This window comes from Knoellia tibetensis (genome assembly GCF_048606415.1).
Taxonomy (GTDB): Bacteria; Actinomycetota; Actinomycetes; order Actinomycetales; family Dermatophilaceae; genus Knoellia; species Knoellia tibetensis.
Genome location: NZ_JBMBWF010000001.1, coordinates 559140 through 581334, shown reverse-complemented (window position 1 = coordinate 581334; position 22195 = coordinate 559140). Strand labels below are relative to the sequence as shown.

Sequence of the window (22195 nt, the reverse complement as noted above, 5' to 3'; positions counted from 1 at the left end):
CCGGCACACGACCGGCGACGACTTGGGGTGTCGGTCGGGCGTGATGGGATTCGGGGTGTGCTGACCCTGCGACGAGCCGCGACGACCGAGGTCGTCGTGCCTGCCCTCGACCCGGTGCAGCAGGCTGTCGTCGACTGGCGCGGCAGCGGGGTGCTCAGGGTGCTCGGCGCGCCGGGCACGGGCAAGACGACCGCCGCGGTCGAGCTCGTCGCCGCGCAGGTGGCCGACGGGCTCCGGCCCGAGCAGTGCCTCGTCCTCGCTGCCTCTCGCCGGGGTGCGGCGCGGCTGCGCGACCGGGTCACAGCGCGGGTGGGTGGCACGTCGACCGAGCCGCTCGCGCGGACGTTCCCGTCGTTCGGGTTCGGCGTGCTGCGTGCCGCGGCCGCGCTCTCGGGCGACGAGGCGCCGCGGCTGCTCAGCGGGCCCGAGCAGGACGTCGTCCTGCGCGAGCTGCTCGCCGGCCATGCCTCCGGCGAGACGCCGGGTCCGCGCTGGCCCGAGCGGGTCCGGCTCGCGCTGCCGACGCGCGCCTTCCGCGCCGAGCTGCGCGACCTGCTCATGCGGGCCGTCGAGCTCGGGCTCGGCGCCGACGACCTCGAGCGGCTCGGCCACGAGCACGACCGTGAGGAGTGGGTCGCCGGGGCCGACCTCCTGCGCGAGTACGACGAGGTGACCGCGCTCCTCACGCCCGGCGGGTTCGACCCGGCCCAGATCCTCGGCGCGGCAGCGGGGGCGTTGGCGGGGGACGCCGCGCTCGCCGACGCCGTCGTGTCGTCGCTGCGGCTCGTCGTCGTCGACGATGCGCAGGAGATGACCCCGGCCGCGCTGCGCCTGCTCGAGGTCCTCCGCCGGGTGGCGCCGGCCGCGGGGGTCGTCCTGCTCGGGGACCCCGACAGCGCCACGCAGACCTTCCGCGGTGGCGACCCGGCGCTGCTCGCCCGCGAGTGGGCCGTCCTGGGAGACGGCCCGACGCTCGTGCTGCCACGGAGCCACCGCCTGCCGGAGCGGCTCCTGCATGTCACCGGCGCCGTTGCGGGCCACGTGGGCGTCCTCGGCGACGTCTCCCACCGCCGCGCCGAGCCGGCCGCGCCCGGCGGCGAGGCCGAGGTCCACCTCCTGCGCTCGGCCAGCCAGGAGGCGGGGTTCGTCGCGGCACGGCTTCGAGCGGCCCACCTGCTCGACGGGGTGTCGTGGGCAGACATGGCGGTCGTCGTGCGCGGCCAGGCCCGCAGCGCCGCCCTGCGCCGGGCGCTCCAGTCGGCGGGCGTCCCGGTCAGCGCCGCCGAGGCCGAGCTGCCGGTGCGTGACGAGCCGGCAGTCCGGCCGCTGCTCACGCTGCTCCAGGTCGTCATCGACCTCGGGCTGCGCCGCACGCAGGACGTGCCCGTCGACGCGGCCCTCGACGTCCTCGTGTCGCCGCTCGGCGCGGCGGACCCGGTCGAGCTCCGCCGCCTGCGCCGCGCGCTGCGGCGCGAGGAGCTCGATGCCGGTGGTTCGCGCACGAGCGACGAGCTCCTCGCCGAGGTCCTGCTCCGCCCCGCCGCCCACGACCGCCTCGGCATCGAGGGTCGCTCGGTGCATCGGGTCGGGCGGATGATCCTCGCGGGCGTCGCCGCGTGTGCCGGGCCCGACGGGTCGTGGGCACCGGGTGTGAGCGCCGAGGGGATCCTCTGGGCGATGTGGGACGCCTCCGGCCTCGCCGGGCCCTGGCGCGAGTCCGCGCTCGCCGGTGGAGCGGCGGGTGCCAGGGCCGACCGCGACCTCGACGCGGTGCTCGCCATCCTGCGCGCCGCCGGGACCTTCGGTGAGCGCCTTCCCGGCTCGTCCCCGGAGGCCTTCCTCGAGCACGTCCTCGGTCAGGACGTGCCCGGTGACACCCTCGCTGCGCGGGCGCCGGCCGGCGACACCGTCTCGCTGCTCACGCCCCAGGCCGCGGCCGGTCGCGAGTGGCCGTTCGTCGTCGTCGCGGGCGTCCAGGAGGGGAGCTGGCCGGACCTCCGGCTGCGCGGGTCCCTCCTCGGCTCGACCGACCTCGTCGACGTCTGCCGCGGACGTTCCGGCGGCCACCGCGCGGCCCTCGCCGCCGTCCGGCACGACGAGACGCGGCTCTTCCACGTCGCCGTCTCGCGGGCCACGCGACGACTCGTCGTCACCGCCGTCCGGAGCGAGGACGAGCAGCCGTCGCCCTATCTCGAGGTCGTCGACCCGCTGCCCGACGAGCTCGAGCAGCGCGAGGTGAGCGACTGGGCGCGGCCGATGACCCTGCCGGCGCTCGTCGGCACCCTGCGGCGCGACATCGTGTCCGACGACCCCGGGCGGCGTGGCGCTGCGATCACCGCCCTCGCCCGCCTCGCCCGCGAGGGCGTGCCGGGAGCCGATCCGGCGACGTGGTGGGTGCTGCACGGGCTGTCGGACGACCGGCCCCGCCGCGGGCCCGACGACACCGTGCGGGTCCGGCCGTCGACGATCGACGCGTTCGGGTCGTGCCAGCTCAAGTGGGCCCTCACGACGGCCGGTGGCGACGGGCCGATGATCGGGCAGCGCGACGTCGGCACGCTCGTCCACGAGATCGCGGCCGAGGGCGACGCCGACGCCGCCACGATGCGCGGGCTGCTCGACGAGCGCTGGTCCCGCCTCGGGCTGCCGCCCGGCTGGGCGACCGACCTCAAGCGGCGCGAGGCCGGCAGGATGCTCGACCGGCTCGCCCGCTTCTTCGAGGAGAACACCGCCGCCGGGTGGCGCCGCCTCGCCGCCGAGGAGTCGATGCGCGTCGAGCTCGGCCGGGTCCAGCTGCGGGGCAGTGTCGACCGGCTCGACGTCGGCCGGGACGGGGGCGTGCGCGTCATCGACTACAAGACCGGCTCGAGCAAGCCCAAGGGCGGCGACGTGCCCCGGCACGCCCAGCTCGGCGCCTACCAGCTCGCCGTGACGTCCGGCGCCTTCGGTCACCTCGGCGTCGAGCCCGTGTCGGCCGGTGCGGCCCTGCTGCACCTGGGCAAGGCGGCGAACCAGAAGACGACGATCCAGGTGCAGCCGCCGCTCTCGGGCGACGACGACCCCGGCTGGGCCGAGGAGCTCGTCCGCGAGACGGGGGAGGCGATGGCCGGTGCGACGTTCACCGCGACCCCGAGCGACGAGGTGTGCCGCACGTGTCCGGTGCGCAGCTCCTGCCCGGCCCAGCCCGAGGGGAGGGCCCTGTGACCCTCGCCCCCGCCACGGTCCGCTTCTCCGCGGCCGACGTCTCGCACGCCATCGGGCTGCCGCACCTGCCGACGCCGGAGCAGACCGCCGTCATCGAGGCGCCGCTGCGGCCGCTGCTCGTCATCGCCGGCGCGGGTTCGGGCAAGACCGAGACGATGGCCGCGCGGGTCGTGTGGCTCGTCGCCAATGGGCTCGTCCAGCCCGACGAGGTCCTCGGGCTCACCTTCACGCGCAAGGCGGCGACCGAGCTCGCCGAGCGCATCGGCAACCGGCTTGCCCAGCTCGAGCGGGTCGGCCTCTGGACACCCGCCGCCGAGGACGGCGCCCCCGCGCTCGGTGCCGCCGTCACCGTCTCGACCTACCACTCGTATGCCGGCCGCCTCGTCCGCGAGCACGGCCTCCGCCTCGGCTACGAGGCCGACACGAGGCTGCTCTCGGAGGCGGCCGCGTGGCAGACCGCGCACGAGGCGGTGTCCCGCTACGACGGCCCGATGGACGGGGTGGAGAAGGCGGAGTCCACGGTCACAGCCGCAGTCGTCGACCTCGCCGGCGAGATGGCCGAGCACCTCCAGACCCCGGAGTCGGTCGCCGCGCACCTCGACGAGGTGATCGCGCACCTTGACGGCATGGAGCGTGGCGACACCCGCAAGAAGGCGCACCCGGCGCGGGGCGAGCTCGACAACCTCAGGCTGCGGCGTGCCGTGGTCCCGATCGTCGCGGACTACGCCCGTCTCAAGCGGTCACGCGACGCGATGGACTTCGCCGACCAGATGGCGCTGGCCGCGCGGCTGGCAATGTCCTTCGACGACCTGGGTGCCATCGAGCGCGCCCGGCACCGCGTCGTCCTCCTCGACGAGTTCCAGGACACCTCCGAGGCCCAGCTCGCGCTGCTCAAGGCGCTCTACGTGGCGCCGGGCGAGACCTCGGCCGTGACCGCCGTCGGCGACCCGCACCAGTCGATCTACGGCTGGCGCGGGGCGAGCGCGACGACCCTGACCCGGTTCGCCGAGGAGTTCGCCGACCCCGAGCCCGCTCGCCAGTGCGACCTCTCGACGAGCTGGCGCAACGACGTGGCGATCCTCGACGTCGCCAACCACGTCGCCGGGCCGCTGCGCGCCACCTCGCGCGTGCCCGTCGAGCCCCTCGCACCCCGCCCGGGTGCGGGCCCGGGCTCGGTCGAGGCCGCGCGCCTGCTCACCTCCGCCGACGAGGCCGACCACCTCGCACGGTGGCTCGCGGCGCAGCGCGCCCGTGGTCCGGTCAGCGCAGCGGTGCTGTGCCGCAAGCGGGCCGAGTTCGCCACCGTGACCGCGGCACTCGAGGAGCACGACATCCCGCACGAGGTCGTCGGCCTCGGTGGGCTCCTCCTCACGCCCGAGGTGGAGGACGTCGTCGCGCTGCTCCACGTGGTCCAGGACCCCTCTCGAGGCGACCACCTCGTGCGGCTGCTGTCCGGGCCGATGATGCGGCTCGGCATCGCCGACCTCGACGCGCTCGCCGCCTGGTCGCGCGAGCAGCAACGTCGGCGTGGCGGCTCGGTCGCCCGACACGAGCGCGACCTCGCGCCCGACGCCGCCGACGCACCCAGCATCGTCGAGGCCCTCGACTCGCTGCCCCCGCCCGGCTGGGTGGGAGCCGAGGGGGAGCGGCTGTCGGACGTCGCGGCGGCACGGCTCGCCGGTCTGGCGTCGACGGTGCAGCGGCTGCGAGGGCTCACCTTCCTGCCGCTCGCAGACCTCGTCCTCGAGGCCGAGAAGGCACTCGGGCTCGACATCGAGGTGCTGGCCCGCCCCAACTACACGCCGGCGACCGCCCGCGCCCACCTCGACGCCTTCGGTGACGTCGCCGCGCAGTTCTCCAGCAGCGCCGACCGGCCCACCCTCGGTGGCTTCCTCGACTGGGTCAAGGCGGCCATCGACGAGGAGCGGGGACTCGACCGTGGCTTCGCCGACTCGACCCCGGACGCCGTCCAGGTCATGACGATCCACGCCGCGAAAGGGCTCGAGTGGGACGTCGTCGCCGTGCCCGGCATGGTCGAGAGCACGTTCCCCGCGCACAACCTGCACACGTCGACGTTCAAGGACGGCACGTGGCGCATCTCAGACCCGAAGGACAAGGGCTGGCTCGCCGGCCTCCAGGACGGGGGACTGCCCTATGCCCTGCGCGGTGACCGCGACGGCCTGCCTGACCTCGGCTGGCGCAGCGCCGACGGCTGGGACGAGCTCGCCGAGCGCCTGGAGGACTTCGCGGCGGCCGGTGGGCGGCACGCCGTCGCGGAGGAGCGCCGGCTCGCCTACGTCGCCGTCACCCGGGCCCGGCATGCACTGCTGCTCACCTCGAGCGTGTGGGGACGACCCAAGACCCCGCGCGTGACGTCGCGCTTCCTCGACGAGGTCGTCGAGGTGGTCGAGTCGGGCACGGCGGGGGAGGCGGTCCGTCGTGGTCCCTGGGCCGAGATGCCCTTGCCTCCCGACGACGGCTCGGTGCTCGTCAAGCCGGGGTCCGAGGAGGGCGCCGAGTTCCACTGGCCGCTCGACCACCTCGCACATCGGCGTCGTCGTGCCGAGCCGGCGGCAGTCGCCGTCCGCGAGGCCGTCGACCGCGGTGCCGAGCCGGCTGCCGACGGTCCCTGGGGACGGGAGCTGCGTGTTCTCCTCGCCGAACGCGCTGCCCGGGCTGCCCGCCACGGTGACGTGGTCGAGCTGCCGTCGCACCTGTCGACGTCGTCGCTCGTGTCCTTCGCCGCCGACCCCGAGAGGTTCGCCTCCGAGCTGCGGCGCCCCATGCCCTCCGCGCCCGCCAAGGCAGCCCGCCGCGGCACGGCCTTCCATGCCTGGGTCGAGGAGCACTACGCCCGCGCCGCGATCGTCGACATCCTCGAGCTGCCCGGCAGCGCTGACGAGGACCCGCTGAGCGACGACGAGCTGCCCGGGATGCGGGCCCGCTTCCTCGACAGCCCGTGGGCGACCCTGGAGCCCGTCGAGATCGAGACGTCGCTCGAGACCGTCATCGACGGGGTCGCCATCCGTGGCCGCGTCGACGCGGTCTTCCGCGACGTCGAGGGCGCCGACTGGGTCATCGTCGACTGGAAGACCGGAAGCCGGCCGACCGGCGAGGTGGCACGGGTTCGCGCCCTCCAGCTCGCGGCCTACCGGATCGCCTGGGCCCGGCTGCGGGGTATCCACCCCGATCGGGTGCGTGGCGCGTTCTACTACGCCGGGAGCGGTGAGACGGTCTGGCCGGACCTCGCCGACGAGGCCGGGATCAGCGCAGTTCTGGAGGCAGTTCCTCGTCCGTGAGGTCCGTGTCGTTTCCTCGCCGGATCTCCGGGGGGTCGGCGAGTGTGCGCGGCGTCCAGGCCACGTCGTCCTCGTCATCGTCATCGGCATCCACCGGCTCGGCGAGGCCGTTCGCAGTGTCCGAGGAGCCGTCCTCGGTCTCATTGCGCTCGGAGGCGTCCGACTCGGCGTCGCCGGTCTCGCCGCTAGCGCCGCCAGGGGAGCCGCCCTGGGATTCGCCGCGCGCGGAGTCGTCGGACTCTGGGGCGTCGTCGGACTCCGAGTCGTCGGAGTGGGGATCGCCGGGCTCGGCGTCGTCCGGCTGGGAGTGGTCGGAATCCGCGGCGTCGTCCTCGAGGGAACTGCCCACCAAGGGGAGAGGGCCGCAGTCGCCCGCCTGCGCTGCGTTGTGTACCGGTGCAGGGTCGTCCGGGTCGGCGGACCGCTCGCCATCGTCCTCGTCCTCGTCCTCGACCTCGGACTCGGGCGACTCAGCGGCGCCGGACCCGGGATCGACGGAGCCGCTCTCGGTCGAGCCGGCCGTCGACGGAACCGTCGGGGGTGCGATGTCGGTGTCGTCCTCGTCCTCGTCGGCGACGACCGGCGGCGGGGTCGTCCGGCTGCGCAGCGCCACGGGGGTGAGCGAGCCGCGGTGGTAGTCGTCGCCCGGCTGCTCGGCGTGCACCTCGTCGTCAAGACGGCGCAGGCGGGCCGAGAGTCCCTCGACTGCCGCCGCGTCGCCCCGGGCATCGGCCCGCATGAGCTCCGCGAGGATGCCGAGCTCGGAGGCGAGCCGCGCACGCACCACGAGGTTGGCGTCCGGGCGCTCGACACGGGCGTGGGCATAGGCCTCCAGGACGGTCTCCAGCGCCGCCGGGTCGGCCTCGTCGACGATGGCCGCGAAGTCGTCGGCGGGGTCGGCGACCTTGGCGTCCTCCCACCCCGTGATGCCGCGGATGCGCCCGGTCGAGGAGTCGCTGTCGTCCTCGAAGACGGCGAGCACCTGGCCGCCGGTGAGGTCGCCGTGGACACACGTGGGCGCAAACCGCCACAGCGCGACGTCCTCGAGCGCGTGCTCCCAGCGGGCCAGCAGGGCAGTGGGGACACGTCCCGACTCGGCCGCGCGGTCGAGCTCGGTGAGGCGGCGACGGCGGTAGGAGTCGGTGTCGTAGGTCGGCATGCCGGCCTCGTCGAAGAGCCGCACGTCGGTGTTGTGCAGGGCGGCCAGTGCGCGGCCCAGCTCGGCGGCCGGTCCCGGCCCGGGCGGGAGCTCGTCGAAGGCGAGGTTGTGGCCCGGAAGGTAGGGGTAGATCATCGCCCGCCCGCCCCCCTTGAGCTCGACGAAGCCCCGCGGCGACGGGATCGTGAACGGCAGCCGGCGGGCGAGCATCTGGAGCAGGGTCACGGTGAGGTCCATCCGGGCACCCGCGGCCTCACTGCGAGGGGCTCGGACGACCCAGCGGCGGTGCTCGCTGTCCTGCACGAAGGCGACGTCGTAGTCCTGGTCCGGGACGCTCGGCAGCGCCTCGACGCTCACCGGGTCCAGGCCCGGCACGCCGGCGCTGGCCAGGGCTGCCAGGAAGGTCGGTGTGCGCTCCACCCGTTCACCGTATGCCGTGGGCGCGCTCTAGGGTGGGCAACGTGGCCCGAGCAGCGAGTCTTCCGTCCCTGGCCCTCTCCCGCGGCAGCCTCGAGCGCCGCAGCGACCTCCGCTCCGAGCCCGGTCTTCTCGGCGTCCTCCTCGGCGACCCGGCGACCCGTGTCGTCGAGCTCGTCGACGGCCGGGCGCTCGTGCGCGAGGACGCGGACGGGCACGTCTCCCTCACCTACCGCTCACCCGCGCCTGCCGACGCCGGACGGTTCGTGGCCTACCTGGGGCACGACGCGGAGGTGGGCGGGACGGCATACGTGCTCTCGGTCGCGGAGGCGAGCGACGCGAGCGGTGACGACTCCGGACGGCGCGGGCTCCGCAGCGTCGGAGCCCAGATGCGCGACCTCGACGCGGGCGTGCTCACGACGGCCACCGGCCTCGCGAACTGGCATGCGCGACACCGGTTCTGCCCCCAGTGTGGGTCACCCACCGAGCCCGCGCAGGCCGGCTGGATCCGGGTGTGTCCGAATGACGGCAGCGAGCACTACCCCCGCACCGACCCCGCCGTCATCATGTCGGTGGTCGACGAGCGCGACCGGCTCCTGCTCGCCCGTGGCGTCGGGTTCGCGGCGCAGGGGATGTCGGTCCTCGCCGGGTTCGTCGAGCCGGGGGAGAGCCTGGCCGCCGCCGTCGCCCGCGAGGTCCACGAGGAGGTCGGGGTGCGGGTCACCGATGTGACCTACCTCGGCGACCAGCCGTGGCCGTTCCCGTCCTCGCTCATGGTCGGCTTCACCGCGCGCGCCCTCTCCACCGACCTCGTCCTCCAGGAGAGCGAGATCGAGGAGGCCCGCTGGTTCGACCGGGACGAGCTGGCTCGCGCCGTCGCCGACGGGTCGCTGCGGATCTCGCAGCGGATCTCGATCGCGCGCCGGATCATCGAGCACTGGTACGGCGAGGAGATCGACGCCCCCGAGGTGACGATGCGGGGCTGAGGGCGCCCGAAGAACGCGGTCAGGCGCCGAGGCGCTGCCTGACCTCACCGATCGAGGGGTTCGTCGCCGCCGAGCCGTCGGGGAAGACGACGGTGGGGACGGTCTGGTTGCCCCCGTTGACCTGCATGACGTAGACGGCGGCGTCCTCGTCACGCTCGATGTCGACGACGTCGTAGGCGATGCCCTCGCGGTCCATCTGCGACGAGAGGCGGCGGCAGTAGCCGCACCAGCTCGTCGAGTACATCGTCACGGTGCCCGCGGCGGGGGTCTGGGTGCTCATGGCGCTCCTGTGGAAGGCGTGGACGGACGGTCGGTCCCGACACCTAGGATCGCACCGATGTCCTCCCTGCCCGCATCCCCGTCCGCCGACGCCGTCCTCGACGGCCTCGACCCGGAGCAGCGCGAGGTCGCCGCGAACCCCACCGGGCCCATGGTCGTCCTCGCCGGCGCCGGCACGGGCAAGACCCGCGCCATCACCCACCGGATCGCGTATGCCGTCCTCTCCGGCGCGCAGCAGCCGCAGCGCACGCTCGCGGTCACCTTCACCGCACGCGCGGCGGGCGAGATGCGGACGCGCCTGCGCGACCTCGGGGTCGGCGGCGTGCAGGCACGGACCTTCCACGCGGCGGCCCTGCGCCAGCTGCACTACTTCTGGCCGCAGGCCATCGGCGGTGCCGCGCCCGAGGTCATGCCGCACAAGGCGGGCGCCGTCGCCGAGGCCGCGGGGCGGCTGCGGATGCGCTTCGACCGCACCGGGATCCGCGACCTCGCGGCCGAGGTCGAGTGGGCCAAGGTCGGCATGCTCACGAGCGAGACCTACGCCGCGGCAGCGCGGGCCGCGGGGCGCGAGGCGCCCGGGCTCGACCTCACCGCCATGGCCCGCGTGCTCGCCGCCTACGAGGAGGTCAAGGCCGAGCGCGGTGTCATCGACTTCGAGGACGTCCTGCTCGTCCTCGTCGGGATCCTCGAGGAGAACGACACCGTGGCGCGGGCGGTCCGCGAGCAGTACCGCAGCTTCGTCGTCGACGAGTACCAGGACGTCAATGCGCTCCAGCAGCGCCTCCTCGACCTGTGGCTCGCCGACCGGCACGACATCTGCGTCGTCGGCGACCCCGCACAGACGATCTACTCCTTCACCGGGGCCTCGCCGGCTCACCTCCTCGGCTTCCGCTCGCGGCACCCGAAGGCCCGCCAGGTCGAGCTCGTGCGCAACTACCGCTCGACGCCCGAGATCGTCGCGCTCGCCAACCTCGTGCTCCGCTCCCCGTCGGGGGGCCGTCGCAGTGGCTCGGTCGTCCTCGAGGCCCAGCGTGACGCCGGCCCGGCGCCCACGCTCCAGAACCACGACGACGACCCCGCCGAGGCCGCGGCCGTCGCCGCGCAGATCGCGGACCTCGTCTCCGGCGGCACGGCCCCCGCAGACATCGCCGTGCTCTTCCGCACCAACGGCCAGTCCGAGGTCGTCGAGTCCGCCCTCGCCGAACGAGGCATCCCCTACCTCGTCCGCGGCGGCGAGCGCTTCTTCCAGCGCAAGGAGGTGCGCGACGCCGTCGTCCTCATCCGCGGCGCCGCCCGCTCGGACGACGGCTCGGTGCCGCTGCCCGAGCTCGTGCGCGACGTGCTTCTCGGCGCCGGCTGGTCGCGCGAGGTCCCCGTCGCCGGGGGAGCGGCGCGCGAGCGGTGGGAGTCGCTCGCTGCCCTCGCGGCCCTCGCCGACGACCTGCACTCGGCCGACCGCGAGGCCCGCATGCCGGCGTTCGTCCGCGAGCTCGACGAGCGCATGGCCGCGCAGCATGCACCCTCCGTGCAGGGCGTCACCCTCGCCTCGCTGCACGCAGCCAAGGGCCTCGAGTGGGGCACGGTCTTCCTCGTCGGGTGTTCCGACGGCTACCTGCCGATCACCATGGCCGACACCCCCGAGGCGATCGAGGAGGAGCGCCGGCTCCTCTATGTCGGCGTGACCCGGGCGCGCGACCGCCTCGTCCTCTCGTGGGCCGGTGCCCGCACACCTGGCGCCCGGGCGACCCGTCGCCCCTCCCGGTTCCTCGACGGCACGGCGAGCATCCTCGGCGAGGGCGCCCGCTCCCAGCCCAAGCGCTCATCGCGGGTCGGCGGCGCCGGGGGCGCCGGCGGTGGCAGGGGAGCCAAGGTCGTGCGGCGAAGCACCTGTCGCACGTGCGGCAAGGACCTGGAGAGCGCGGGCGAGCGCACCGTCGGCCGCTGCTCGACGTGCCCGGCGACCTACGACGAGGCCGTGTTCGAGAGCCTGCGCGCGTGGCGGCTGGCGACCGCACGCTCGGCGAGCGTGCCGGCATACGTCGTCTTCACCGACGCCACGCTCACCGCGATCGCGGAGAAGGCTCCGAGCGACGTGGCAGGTCTCTCGTCGATCAGCGGCGTGGGCCAGCGCAAGCTGGACCTCTACGCGAGCCAGGTGCTCGCGATCCTCGGCGGAGCGACACCCGAAGACGTCGTCGAAAATGCAACAGATTTTCCGGACGAATCCGGTTCTGCCGCAACGGAATCCGGCGCCTGAACGGCGTCCCCGGGAAATCGGCTCGTTAATTCCGTTGCACGCCCTCCGAGCGCTCCCCTAACCTGATCTCACACAGCACGACGAACGTCGTGCCCAGACAGACCTACTGAGTGAAGGAGGGTTGGCCGCTATGGAGACCACGAAGAGCATCGCGACGGACTACACCGTCCCGTTCCGCACGCGTGAGCGCCAGGGCGCCCTGCCGACCCTCGCGCCCATCGCCGCCTCGGTTCAGGGGACGACTGTGTCCGCTGCCGGCATGGGTGCCCCGCTCGGCGCCGGTGTCCGCGCCGATGCCCCCTTCGGCTTCACCACGGGTGTTCTGTCCGCCTCCTGTCAGGCGTCGCCGCTGTAGCCCACAGCGCGATTGGCCTTCAGGCCGCGGAACCCACCCGGGATCCGCGGCCTTTTTCGTTGTCCGTCGATCCGCAGACCATCACACAACCGACGCAACACAACCCCCACCCCGGACCGGGTGGGAGAAGGAGGTGACACCCCGTGCAGCTGACCGACCTCATCGACGCACAGGAGTGCACTGCAGAACTCGGTCACTCCGTGCCCTGTCGCGAGAACGACGCGGAGATCTGGTTCGCCGACACCCCCGCCGGAGTCGAGTTCGCCAAGGCGCTCTGTGCGACCTGCCCCATCAGGGAGGCCTGCCTCGCGGGTGCCCTCACCCGGCGGGAGCCCTGGGGCGTCTGGGGAGGCGAGCTCTTCGAGCAGGGCGTCGTCATCCCCCGCAAGCGGCCCCGCGGCCGCCCGCGCAAGGAGACCGTCGCCGCATGAGCGGCAACCCGCAGCACCCGATCGACACCGTCGACCGGCCCACGACCTCATGACCACCCACCCGGATCCTTGGAGGAACCATGTACCGCAGGCGAATGCACCAGGTTCGTCGCCAGCTGCACGAGCGCAACGTGCACGAAGCACAGCGCAAGGCGCAGGCGCACCTCGAGCGCGAGCGCATGCTCGCCGAGGTCCGCATGATCGTGCGATGACCGACCAGGATCTGCGCCGCTCCCACGCCGGGGGCGGCGTCGTTCCATGTCCGGACCCTGCCCGGCCGGCCCCCACCGACGCCGTATGCCGTCCGCTGACCACGTCCTGAGACGTGCGCCCTTCGCGGTGGACGGGTCGGTGCCGCCGTGGTTCGCTCGTCCCATGTCGTCGACCGCAGCCGCCCGGATCCGCCCGGTGATGCTCGCTGCCGTCATGTGCTGTCGCTGTTGCCGCTGACGCGAACCCTTCGTTCGACCCCCCGTCACCCGCACCCGAACCCAGCACCGGTCGCCCCCGTGCGCGACCCTCACGACACCCGGAGACACCCATGACCCTTGCTCGACCCGCTTCCGCCCTGCCCGGCGTCAACACCTTCACCCCCGTCCAGCTGCTCCGCGTGGCCCGGCTCTTCGCCGCCGACCCCGAGCTCCCCGACCTCCTGCCCGAGCGCGCCGACGACCCGGGCGGCCGCCGCTGGCACCAGCTCGCCGAGACCCACCACCTCCAGCTCTGGGTCATCGAGTGGCCCGTCGGCGCCGGCACCGGCTTCCACGACCACGGCGGCTCCCGCGGCGCCTTCACCGTCGTGCGTGGTGCGCTCACCGAGCGTCAGCTCGTGCACGGCGACCTTCACGAGCGTGTCCTCGCCGAGGGGGAGGGGCGTGCCTTCGGCCCCAAGCACCTCCACGACGTGACGAACGAGGGGGACGTCACGGCGCTCAGCGTGCACGCCTACTCGCCGCGGCTCGACCAGATGACGCACTACGACCTCGTCGACGGCGCCCTCGTGCCGTCGGGCGTCGAGCAGCGGGGAGTGGGCTGGTGACGACGTCGCAGCCGGGCACCGGCATCAACGAGCTCCTCGCGCAGGCCCGCAGCCGGCTCGAGCGTCTCGCGGCGCGCGAGGCCTGGCGCGAGGTCCGCTCCGGCGAGGCGTGGCTCGTCGACATCCGGCCCGCAGCCCAGCGCGCCGAGGAGGGCGAGGTCGCACCCGGTCTCTCGCCGCTCGTCGTCGAGCGCAACGTCCTTGAGTGGCGCTTCGACCCACGCCAGGAGGTGGCCCTGCCCGGCGTCGACTTCGACACCCGCGTCATCGTCCTCTGCCAGGAGGGCTACACCTCGAGCCTGGCCGCGGACGCCCTCCGCTCGCTGGGGCTAGAGCGGGCGACCGACGTCGTCGGCGGGTTCGCCGCGTGGCGCGGGGAGGGCCTGCCCGTCGCCCGCAGAGCCCACCGGATCGGCGCCTGACCCGGTCGGGCCGGGTCCTAGGCTGGGGCCATGCCCACGCTGACGATCGCCCAGGACCCGGCCGCCGACAAGGTGCTCAGCGAGGACCCGTTCGCGCTCCTCACCGGCATGCTCCTCGACCAGCAGTTCCCCATGGAGCGCGCGTTCGCCGGGCCGGCCAAGGTGCTCGAGCGCTTCGGCACCCTCGACGTCTCCGAGATCGCCGCCGCGGACCCCGAGGCGTTCGCCGATCTCTGCGCGACCCCTCCTGCGGTGCATCGCTACGGCCGGTCGATGGCGGCACGCATCCAGGCTCTCGCCACGGTCGTGCGCGATGACTACGCCGGTGACGCGAGCCGCATCTGGTCCGACGCCGCGACCGGCAGCGAGCTGCTCGCCCGGGTCAAGGCGCTCCCCGGCTTCGGTGAGCAGAAGGCCAGGATCTTCGTCGCGCTGCTCGCCAAGCAGCTCGACGTCCGTCCCGACGGCTGGGAGAAGGCCGCCGGCGCCTACTCCGAAACCGGCAGCTTCCGCTCCGTGGCCGACGTCGTCGACGCCGAGTCGCTCCAGAAGGTGCGTGACTTCAAGAAGTCCGCCAAGGCGGCGGCCAAGGCCGCGAAGGCCTGACCCAGCCGATTCCGCGAACGAGGGCGGCCGGCATACGCCGGTCGTCAACGCCGGTATGCCGTCCGCTCACCGCGGCGGGGGCAGCGCCTCCTCGTCGACGCCGGGCACGTGGGCGAGGACCATCTCGCGCATGGGCACGGTCCCTCCGACCTGGCACAGGACGCCGATGCACCCCAGCCAGACCCGGTGGATGAGGAGGTACTCGGGCGGGAGGTTGAACCGCAGCCCGACGAGGAACTCCTCGCGGCGCGGGTCCTGGATCGTGGCCGACACCGAGCGCAGCCAGCTGCGGCTGAAGGTGAACGACTCGTGCTCGAGCGGCTCGACGAACGTCTGGAGGTAGTGCAGCAGCGCGGTGTCGGACACCTCGACCCCGGGACGGATGAAACCCGCCCGCCGCAGCACGGCCCCGAGCGCGGCCTCGTCACCGGCGAGCGTGTGCGTGATGAGCTCGCCGAGGGAGTCGGGCATGCCGGTCGGCAGCCGGTTGACGGCACCGAAGTCGAGGACGCCGAGCCGGCCGTCGGGCGTGATGCGGAAGTTGCCGGGATGCGGGTCGGCGTGCAGGAGGCGCGCCCGGTTGGGGCCACGGAGGAGGAACTCGAGGTAGAGCGAGGCGGCCTGGTCCCGCTCGGCCGGCGTGCCGTCGGCGATGACCTGCGACAGCGGCCGGCCCTCGACCCACTCGGAGACGATGACCTGCGAGGAGTGCGCGAGGACGTCGGGCACGAAGGCCTCCTCGTCGTCGCGGAACGCCCTCGCGAACGCCCTCTGGTGGCTCGCCTCGAGGTCGTAGTCGAGCTCCTCGCTCATCCGCTCCTTGACCTCGTCGAGGATCGGGCCCATGGCGATGCCCGGGATCCAGGCGCCGGCCAGCCGGGCGACGCGCGAGAGCTGGTTGATGTCGGAGAGCAGCGCCTCGCCGGCGCCGGGGTACTGGATCTTGACCGCGACGGGTCGTCCGTCGCGCCACACCGCCCGGTGCACCTGTCCGATCGACGCGGCGGCGACGGGCTCGTCCTCGAAGGACTGGAACTTCGACGTGCGCCAGCGTGGGCCCAGCTGGTCGGCGAGGATCGCGTGCACGCGCGCGCCGGGCATCGGCGGAGCGGCGTCCTGGAGCTTGGTGAGGGTGGCGCGGTAGGGGCCGGCGAGCTCCTCGGGCATCGCGGCCTCCATGACCGACAGGGCCTGCCCGAACTTCATCGCCCCGCCCTTGAGCTCGCCGAGCACCGCGAAGAGCTGCTCGGCCGTGCGTGCCTGGAGCTCGGCGGCGATGGCCTCCGCGGGCGCGCCCCCGACCCGACGTCCCAGACCCACGGCGGCCCGCCCGGCGTGCCCCAGCGGCAGGCCGACGAGCTTGGCCGTGCGGGAGAGGGAGCGTCGGGGGATGTCACTCACCCCGCCATTGTGTCGTGACCTCCTGACAGGGGTGCGCGGACTCCGGAACGCGCCCCCGCTCCCGCCCGGACTGCGGCCCGGGGTGGCCCGCACGACCCGCACAGCGGGTGGCGCTCCCAGTGCCGGTGGGTGACCGTGGGGCCGGCGACCTCGAGCTCGGTCGAGACCCCGACGAGCCGGGTCGCGCCGGCGACCGCCCCGAGGACGACGGTGGCCGTGACGGCGGCGGTGAGGACCCCGAGCCCTCCCGGCGGCAGGGCGACCGCGTCGAGGGTGAGCCGGCTGCTCGGCAGGGCGCCCACAGCGTCGAGGTCGTGGGCGGTGAGGGCGTGACAGCGCCAACACGCACCGCTGCCCGGAGCGACGAGCGGGCCGACCGTGCCGACGTCCCCGTCGCACGTCACCGGCAGGTGAAGAATCCCCGCACGGTGCCAGGGCGCGGTCGCCTCGACCGTGACCGTTCGGGTGGCCACCAGGACGACCGCGGCCGGGCGCTCGCGTGGGCTCGTCGCGAGCAGCGCCTCGGCGGCGTCCGCCGCGAAGGGACCGCCGTGGACCCGCGCCGCACCGGTGAGGCGCAGCTGGCGGCTGATCTCGTCGGGAAGGCCACCGCGGCCGTCCACGACGATGAGCGGCTGTGGCATCGGTGCCTCCGGATCGTGGGGTTCGGCCAATCTCGCACAGTGCCGACACCACGCCGCGCCGTCATCCACAGGTCCCGGACGTGCTGCGGCCCCCGGTGGGAACCGGGGGCCGCGAGAACGAGAGGGCGGGCGGTCAGGCCTTGCCGAGGATGCGGTTGAGGTTCGTGCCGCACACGGGGCACTTGCCCTTGGCCATCCGGCGTCCGTTGTCGGAGACGACGACGTTGCCCTCGGCCTCGCGCTTCTCCTTGCACTTGACGCAGTAGAACTCGCCCTTGTAGGTCTCGTCAGCCATTGCAACTCCTTGGTCGTGGTGCCGCGGATGAGCGGCGTTGACGATTTCACCCTAGACCGCAGCAGCACGGATTCGTGCTGAGCCACGCACGCCCCACGCAGGCGCGGCGGGGGGTTTGTCGCAGGTCAGACGCCTCATCCGTCCCGTCCGCCCCACCGGTCTCATGGGCCCCAGGGGCAGGGCGCGAGCGTGCTCCCGACGACTCCGAGCGTATGCCGTCACTCCGGCACGCGGCAGGCCGCCCCACCGCGCGCCACCGAGGCCTTGTCAGGTCAAGGCCCTACCGTGGGGCGCGTGAGCACCGAGGACATCGAGGTCCGGCGCAGCCACCGCCGTCGGCGGACGGTGAGCGCGCGCCGTGAGGGTGACCGCGTGGTCGTCCTCATCCCGGCGTCGATGTCGCGGGCCGAGGAGCGAGTGTGGGTGGCCCGCATGGTCGAGCGCCTCGAGGCGGGGGAGCGTCGCCGCCGACCGAGCGACCTCGACCTCATGGCCCGCGCCACCGAGCTCTCCGGGCGTTACCTCGGGGGCCACGCCCGACCGCGCAGCATCCGGTGGGTCTCCAACCAGCGCTCGCGGTGGGGCAGCTGCACACCGTCCGACGGCTCGATCCGGCTCTCGGACCGGCTCCAGGGGATGCCCGGCTACGTCGTCGACTACGTCATCCTCCACGAGCTCGCGCACCTGCTCGTCGCCGGGCACAACCGTGACTTCTGGACGCTGCTGCGGTCCTACCCCAAGCTCGAGCGCGCCCGCGGCTTCCTCGACGGGGTCGCGCTGGCCAAGGGGATCGACGTCTCCGACGAGGACGACGACGTCGAGGGCGCGACTGCCTGACGCCACCGGGTCAGTCCGCCTGGGACGGCCCGCATGGCACGGCCCGCCTGAGTCGGCCCGCCTGAGTCGGCTCAGAGGCCGAGGGCGCGACGCGTGGCGCCTACGAGGGCGGAGATCTCGTCCCGCGTCCCCTCCGGCAGCCCGTCGGTCGGCCACCAGGTCACGTCGAGGGACTCGGCGCTCGTCACCGGGACGACCTCGCGGTCCACGACGGCGGCGAACCGCACGTCGAGGTGCGACCGGCACCAGCCGAAGTCGCCGCTCAGCTCGTGGTGGTCGAGCTGCACGACGAGCGGGTCGGGCGTCACGTCAGCGATCCCGGACTCCTCGCGCCCCTCGCGGGTCGCGGCGGCGAGCAGGGTCGGGTCGGTCGCCTCGAGGTGGCCACCGAACTGGAACCACTCCCGCGCCCTGCGGTGGTGCGTGAGCAGGACGTGGCCCGCATCTGGCGTGATGACGAGGCAGCTCGCGGTGAGGTGGTCGCGCACCCCGGCCTTCGCGACGGCGGCAGGCCCCTCCGCGAGATGAGCGAGGTATGCCGTCCGCAACCGTTCCTGCCCCGCGTCCGGCGCCGTCCACGCGTCGAGCACGCGGACGACGTCGGCGTGGAGGTGCGCGAAGTCGCGCGCGATGTCGGAGTCCTGCGCGCGCTGGTGCTCCTCGGTCGGCAGACCGCCGGTCATGAGGCGGTGGGCCCGCCGCAGTCGCCCCTCCCGGGCTCGCCCGAACCCGTGTCGCCACGCAGGAACGCGTCGAGCTCGGCGTCGAAGTCGTCGCCCGCACCGGAGGCCCGCTGCCGCTCGACGTAGCCGAGCGGGTCGTCGAGGTCCGCGGCGTCCGGTGCGACGTCGGGGTGGGCCCAGGCGGCGTCGCGCGCCTCCGCGCCACCCGAGGCCTCGAGCGCGGCGAAGAGGTTGGCGGCATCGCGCAGGCGGCGCGGTCGGAGCTCGAGACCGACGAGGGCCGCGAAGGTCTTCTCGGCCGGGCCACCGCTCGCGCGTCGGCGACGGATCGCCTCGCCGAGGGCCTCCGCCTGGGGGAGGTGCGGGGAGACCGCGGCCGCGGTGACGACGTCGACCCAGCCCTCGATGAGAGCGAGAAGCGTCTCGAGGCGGGCGAGCGCAGCCTTCTGGGCCGGCGACTGCTGCGGGGCGAAGAGCCGGCCGGCGAGCGCCTGCTGCATCGCCTCGGCGTCCGTCGGGTCGATGGAGCGCAGGCCCTCCTCGATCGCGTCGGTGTCGATCGTCGTGTCACGGGCGTGGTCGCGCACGGCCGCGAGGACCTGCGGGCCGAGCCACGGCACGGCGTGGAAGAGCCGGGTGCGCGCGGCCTCGCGCACGGCAAGGTGCAGTCGCGCCTGGGGCTCGTCGATGCCGAGCCCTTCGGCGAACGCGGTCACGGCCTGTGGCATGAGGACGACGTCGGGAGCGGGCACGAGCGGGAGCGACACCTCGCCACCGGTGAGGACCTCGCCCGCGAGCGTGCCGACGGCCTGTCCGAGCTGGACAGAGAACATCGAGCCCTGCATCCGCCGGAGCATCGGCGCCATCTGGCCCATCATCGCGGCCGGGTTGGTGCCCGGCGGGACGAGGCCCTCGGGCAGCCCGCCCTCGCCGAGGTCGCCGAGCTGCTTCGTGAGGGCGGCGCCCATGGCGTCGCCGACGCCGACGGCGATGGGGTCGACGAGGTCGCGCCAGACCGGCATGGTGGCCTCGACCCACTCGGCGCGGCTCCAGGCGCGACCCACGAGCCCCGAGTGGTCCAGGTCGGTGACGCTGTCGAGCCAGAGGTTGGCGACGTCGACGGCCTGACGGGCGTCACTCGACACCTCACGGGACACCGATGGGTCGCCCTCGACCGCGATCGTCTTGCGGGCGATGTCGGTCGCCACCGTGACGTCGACCGACCCGCTCTCGTCGGCCCCGGCGAACATCGCCTGGACCTGCCCGGCGACCATCTGCAGCATCTGCGGGTCGACGTCGGCCAGTCCCATGGACCGCATCATCTCGACCATCTGCGGGTCGAGGTCACCTCCTCCGGTGAGGCCGCGGAGGACCTGTTCCAGCTCCGGCGGGAGGCCCGAGCCCTCGGAGTCGTCGGGGCGGTCGTGCGAGTCGGTCAAGGCAGGTCTCCTGGGGAGGCAGTGCGAGGATGTGTTCTCATCAGTACCCAACCACGGATGGCCCGGGGATAGTTCCGAGGAGGCGCGCGTGCAGCAGGAGGTCAGGAGCGACTCCGAGGTCGGCGGGATCGTCGCCCTTGCCGACATCCGCGAGGCCCGGCTCTCCCTCGACGAGGTCGTCGACAGCGTGCAGCACCCTTCGTGCGGTGGCATCACCGTCTTTCTCGGCGTGGTGCGAGACCACGACCGCGGGCAGGAGGTCTCCTCGCTCGACTACTCCGCGCACCCGAGCGCCGCCGAGCGGCTCCTCGAGGTCACCCGGACCGTCGCCGCCCGCTCCGGTGCTGTGCGGCTGGCGGCCCTGCACCGCAGCGGCCACCTCGAGATCGGCGACGTCGCCGTCGTCGTCGCGGCGTCCGCTGCCCACCGGGACGCCGCGTTCGCCGCCTGTCGCGACCTCATCGACACCCTCAAGGCGGAGGTGCCGATCTGGAAGCACCAGCACCTCGGCGACGGTGGCACCGAGTGGGTCGGCCTGCCGTGAGCGGCCACGACCACGCCGCCCCCGAGCGCGGCGACTCCGCCGACGCGCCCTCCGACGGGGCCTTCGCGCACCCCGTCGACGACTCGTCCCGTCCTTCCCCGTATGCCGTGAGCCGCCGCAGCTCGGGCATGCTCACCACGCTCTTCCTCGCCATCGTCGTCGGCGCGGCCCTGTCGTGGATCCCATTGCCCTACGTGATCTTCAAGCCGGGGCCGATCACCAACACCCTCGGCACGCTCGACGGCAAGCCGATCATCGAGATCAAGGGCGCCACGGCATACCCGGCCAAGGGGCAGCTCGACTTCACGACCGTCCGCGTGACAGGCGGGCCGGGAGTGCGCGTGAACGTCTTCGACCTCGTCGAGGCGGCCATACGTCGGGACCAGGAGATCTACGACCGCAAGGAGATCTACCCGGAGGAGACCACCCGTGAGCAGATCCAGCAGGAGAACGCCGCCGAGATGGTCGACTCGCAGGAGGTCGCCGCGGCGATCGCCCTGCGCGAGACCGGGCGCACCGTTCCCGAGCGGGTCGTCGTGTCGCAGGTGCCGGAGGGCTCCCCGGCCAAGGGCGTCCTCGAGGCCGGGGACCAGCTCATCTCCGTCGCGGGCGCCCCGGCGACCGACTCCGCCGCCGTGCAGACCGCCGTCCGTGCGACGAAGGCCGGCCAGCCGGTGGCGGTCGTCCTCGAGCGCAAGGGCACCGAGAGGACGGTGAGCGTGACGACCCGCGACAACCAGGGCGTCACCGTCATCGGGATCCTCCTGGGCCGCGACTACGAGCTCCCGGTCGACGTGACGATCGCCGCCGGCGACGTGGGCGGGCCGTCGGCCGGGACGATGTTCACCCTCGCGGTCTACGACCTGCTCACCCCCGGTGACCTCACCGGCGGCAAGCGGATCGCCGGCACCGGCACGATGGGACCCGACGAGGCCGTCGGCCCGATCGGCGGCATCCGGCAGAAGCTCTCGGGCGCACGCCAGTCCGGCGCCGACTACTTCCTTGCGCCGGCAGACAACTGCGACGAGGTCGTGGGGCACGTCCCCGACGGGCTCGAGGTCGTCAAGATCGGCTCGTTCGACGACGCGCTCGGCGCGGTCAAGGCCATCGCCGCCGACAAGGTCGACACCCTCCCGCGCTGCTGAGCCGGGGGAGCGGCCTCAGTCGGTGAAGGTCGAGCGCAGCGCAGCCACGAGTCCAGGTGCGATGTCGCTCCCGGTCGCGACCCGGTCGTCGCTGTCGTGCTCGCGCTGGCGCAGGAGGCAGATGCTGCGTCCGTCGCGGGTCACGGCGGCGAGCAGCCGCACGTCGCGACGGTCGGGGTGCGCGGCCAGGGCCGAGACGGCTGCGTCCCGGTCGCGGGGCAGGTCCCGCTCGGCCTCGGGCGGGACGACGAGTCGCTCGACGACGATGGCGCAGCCGAGGACGGTCTCGGGCCAAGCGATCCTGCCGAGCAGGTTCTCGATCGACTCCGACTCGGGCAGGTCCTCCTGCTCGATGGCTGTGAGCGCCCCGTCGATCTGGTCCGAGACCGAGAGGCCCGCGGCCAGCTGGGGCTCACGGGCGACGAGGTCGGCGGTCGACACGAGGGCGAAGAGGCGCGGCGGCTGGTCCCAGCCACCGGAGGCGACGTGCCGCTCGGTGTCGAGCGCGGCCAGGGAGAGCGGGTCGGTCACGGGCTGCGAGGGGCGGGTCACGGACCCATCGTGCCGCACTCAGACTCGCGAGATAGGTTGACCCCTCAGCCCGGGTTTCGCCCGGGGCGGTTTTCCGAGCTGGAGTCAACGAGCAGTGAGCCGGCCAGAGTGGTTCGACGGCATCAACCCCGACGATGCAGACAAGCAGGGGGGCGGGTCGGGCCCGCGTGAGCCCGATGGTCCGGCTCGAGGCGCCGGCCCCGG

The 22195-nt window shown here is 73.8% G+C and carries 21 protein-coding genes; 13 read left to right on the top strand and 8 right to left on the bottom strand.

All coding sequences use genetic code 11. The features are described 5' to 3' along the window. Positions 1 to 57 precede the first annotated feature (57 nt). Both ACOJV7_RS02700 and ACOJV7_RS02695 read left to right on the top strand, forming a co-directional pair. Positions 58 to 3201 carry an ATP-dependent helicase gene (locus ACOJV7_RS02700; RefSeq protein WP_420188620.1) on the top strand — a complete coding sequence of 1048 codons (3144 nt, stop codon included), beginning with the start codon at positions 58 to 60 and terminating at the stop codon, positions 3199 to 3201. Further along, complete coding sequence (locus tag ACOJV7_RS02695) at positions 3198 to 6500, top strand: ATP-dependent helicase (RefSeq protein ID WP_420188619.1); 3303 nt, start codon at positions 3198 to 3200, stop codon at positions 6498 to 6500. Before ACOJV7_RS02700 ends, ACOJV7_RS02695 begins: the two co-directional genes overlap by 4 nt. On the opposite strand, the gene ACOJV7_RS02690 is transcribed toward ACOJV7_RS02695, so the two are convergent. Beyond that, positions 6466 to 8079 carry a macrolide 2'-phosphotransferase gene (locus ACOJV7_RS02690; RefSeq protein ID WP_420188618.1) on the bottom strand — a complete coding sequence of 538 codons (1614 nt, stop codon included), beginning with the start codon at positions 8077 to 8079 and terminating at the stop codon, positions 6466 to 6468. The genes ACOJV7_RS02695 and ACOJV7_RS02690 overlap by 35 nt on opposite strands. 41 nt (positions 8080 to 8120) lie before the next feature. On the opposite strand from ACOJV7_RS02690, the gene nudC reads away from it, so the two are divergent. Next, positions 8121 to 9062 (top strand): NAD(+) diphosphatase, encoded by a 942-nt coding sequence (gene nudC / locus ACOJV7_RS02685; RefSeq protein ID WP_420188617.1) that lies wholly within the window; start codon positions 8121 to 8123, stop codon positions 9060 to 9062. A gap of 19 nt (positions 9063 to 9081) precedes the next feature. Here the strand turns inward: nudC and ACOJV7_RS02680 are convergent, their stop codons facing one another. Continuing rightward, on the bottom strand, positions 9082 to 9342 hold the full coding sequence (locus ACOJV7_RS02680; RefSeq protein ID WP_420188616.1) for a mycoredoxin: 261 nt from the start codon (positions 9340 to 9342) through the stop codon (positions 9082 to 9084). 57 nt (positions 9343 to 9399) lie between these two features. On the opposite strand from ACOJV7_RS02680, the gene ACOJV7_RS02675 reads away from it, so the two are divergent. From ACOJV7_RS02675 to ACOJV7_RS02645, 7 genes are all read left to right on the top strand, one after another. Continuing rightward, positions 9400 to 11598, top strand: coding sequence for an ATP-dependent DNA helicase UvrD2 (locus ACOJV7_RS02675; protein ID WP_420188615.1), 2199 nt, complete (start codon positions 9400 to 9402; stop codon positions 11596 to 11598). Between the two features lie 130 nt (positions 11599 to 11728). Then, complete coding sequence (locus tag ACOJV7_RS02670) at positions 11729 to 11953, top strand: hypothetical protein (RefSeq protein ID WP_420188614.1); 225 nt, start codon at positions 11729 to 11731, stop codon at positions 11951 to 11953. Between the two features lie 143 nt (positions 11954 to 12096). Continuing rightward, positions 12097 to 12384 (top strand): WhiB family transcriptional regulator, encoded by a 288-nt coding sequence (locus ACOJV7_RS02665; protein ID WP_420188613.1) that lies wholly within the window; start codon positions 12097 to 12099, stop codon positions 12382 to 12384. A gap of 80 nt (positions 12385 to 12464) precedes the next feature. Beyond that, positions 12465 to 12596 carry a hypothetical protein gene (locus ACOJV7_RS02660; RefSeq protein ID WP_268234554.1) on the top strand — a complete coding sequence of 44 codons (132 nt, stop codon included), beginning with the start codon at positions 12465 to 12467 and terminating at the stop codon, positions 12594 to 12596. Between the two features lie 329 nt (positions 12597 to 12925). Next, positions 12926 to 13423 (top strand): cysteine dioxygenase, encoded by a 498-nt coding sequence (locus tag ACOJV7_RS02655; RefSeq protein ID WP_420188612.1) that lies wholly within the window; start codon positions 12926 to 12928, stop codon positions 13421 to 13423. Continuing rightward, positions 13420 to 13845, top strand: a complete 426-nt coding sequence (locus ACOJV7_RS02650; protein WP_420188611.1) for a rhodanese-like domain-containing protein — start codon at positions 13420 to 13422, stop codon at positions 13843 to 13845. Before ACOJV7_RS02655 ends, ACOJV7_RS02650 begins: the two co-directional genes overlap by 4 nt. Before the next feature lie 30 nt (positions 13846 to 13875). Then, positions 13876 to 14451 (top strand): HhH-GPD-type base excision DNA repair protein, encoded by a 576-nt coding sequence (locus tag ACOJV7_RS02645; protein WP_420188610.1) that lies wholly within the window; start codon positions 13876 to 13878, stop codon positions 14449 to 14451. A 66-nt stretch (positions 14452 to 14517) separates the two neighbouring features. Here the strand turns inward: ACOJV7_RS02645 and ACOJV7_RS02640 are convergent, their stop codons facing one another. From ACOJV7_RS02640 to ACOJV7_RS02630, 3 genes are all read right to left on the bottom strand, one after another. Next, positions 14518 to 15852 (bottom strand): ABC1 kinase family protein, encoded by a 1335-nt coding sequence (locus ACOJV7_RS02640; protein WP_420188609.1) that lies wholly within the window; start codon positions 15850 to 15852, stop codon positions 14518 to 14520. Next, positions 15849 to 16496 (bottom strand): TOMM precursor leader peptide-binding protein, encoded by a 648-nt coding sequence (locus ACOJV7_RS02635; RefSeq protein ID WP_420188608.1) that lies wholly within the window; start codon positions 16494 to 16496, stop codon positions 15849 to 15851. Before ACOJV7_RS02635 ends, ACOJV7_RS02640 begins: the two co-directional genes overlap by 4 nt. A 133-nt stretch (positions 16497 to 16629) precedes the next feature. Beyond that, a complete protein-coding gene (locus ACOJV7_RS02630) occupies positions 16630 to 16791 on the bottom strand; it encodes a DUF5679 domain-containing protein (protein WP_009775774.1) in 162 nt (53 codons plus the stop codon). Positions 16792 to 17085: 294 nt separating this feature from the next. On the opposite strand from ACOJV7_RS02630, the gene ACOJV7_RS02625 reads away from it, so the two are divergent. After that, on the top strand, positions 17086 to 17628 hold the full coding sequence (locus ACOJV7_RS02625; RefSeq protein ID WP_420188607.1) for a M48 metallopeptidase family protein: 543 nt from the start codon (positions 17086 to 17088) through the stop codon (positions 17626 to 17628). A 71-nt stretch (positions 17629 to 17699) separates the two neighbouring features. Here ACOJV7_RS02625 and ACOJV7_RS02620 read toward each other — a convergent pair whose 3' ends face one another. Both ACOJV7_RS02620 and ACOJV7_RS02615 read right to left on the bottom strand, forming a co-directional pair. Then, positions 17700 to 18311 (bottom strand): NUDIX hydrolase, encoded by a 612-nt coding sequence (locus ACOJV7_RS02620; protein ID WP_420188606.1) that lies wholly within the window; start codon positions 18309 to 18311, stop codon positions 17700 to 17702. Further along, positions 18308 to 19750 carry a zinc-dependent metalloprotease gene (locus tag ACOJV7_RS02615; protein ID WP_420188605.1) on the bottom strand — a complete coding sequence of 481 codons (1443 nt, stop codon included), beginning with the start codon at positions 19748 to 19750 and terminating at the stop codon, positions 18308 to 18310. Before ACOJV7_RS02615 ends, ACOJV7_RS02620 begins: the two co-directional genes overlap by 4 nt. An 88-nt stretch (positions 19751 to 19838) precedes the next feature. Between ACOJV7_RS02615 and ACOJV7_RS02610 the strand changes: the two genes are divergently transcribed. Continuing rightward, positions 19839 to 20294 (top strand): molybdenum cofactor biosynthesis protein MoaE, encoded by a 456-nt coding sequence (locus ACOJV7_RS02610; RefSeq protein WP_420188604.1) that lies wholly within the window; start codon positions 19839 to 19841, stop codon positions 20292 to 20294. Then, positions 20291 to 21439 carry a YlbL family protein gene (locus ACOJV7_RS02605; protein ID WP_420188603.1) on the top strand — a complete coding sequence of 383 codons (1149 nt, stop codon included), beginning with the start codon at positions 20291 to 20293 and terminating at the stop codon, positions 21437 to 21439. Before ACOJV7_RS02610 ends, ACOJV7_RS02605 begins: the two co-directional genes overlap by 4 nt. A gap of 15 nt (positions 21440 to 21454) precedes the next feature. Here ACOJV7_RS02605 and ACOJV7_RS02600 read toward each other — a convergent pair whose 3' ends face one another. Then, positions 21455 to 21991, bottom strand: a complete 537-nt coding sequence (locus tag ACOJV7_RS02600) for a PPA1309 family protein (RefSeq protein ID WP_420188602.1) — start codon at positions 21989 to 21991, stop codon at positions 21455 to 21457. Positions 21992 to 22195 lie beyond the last annotated feature (204 nt).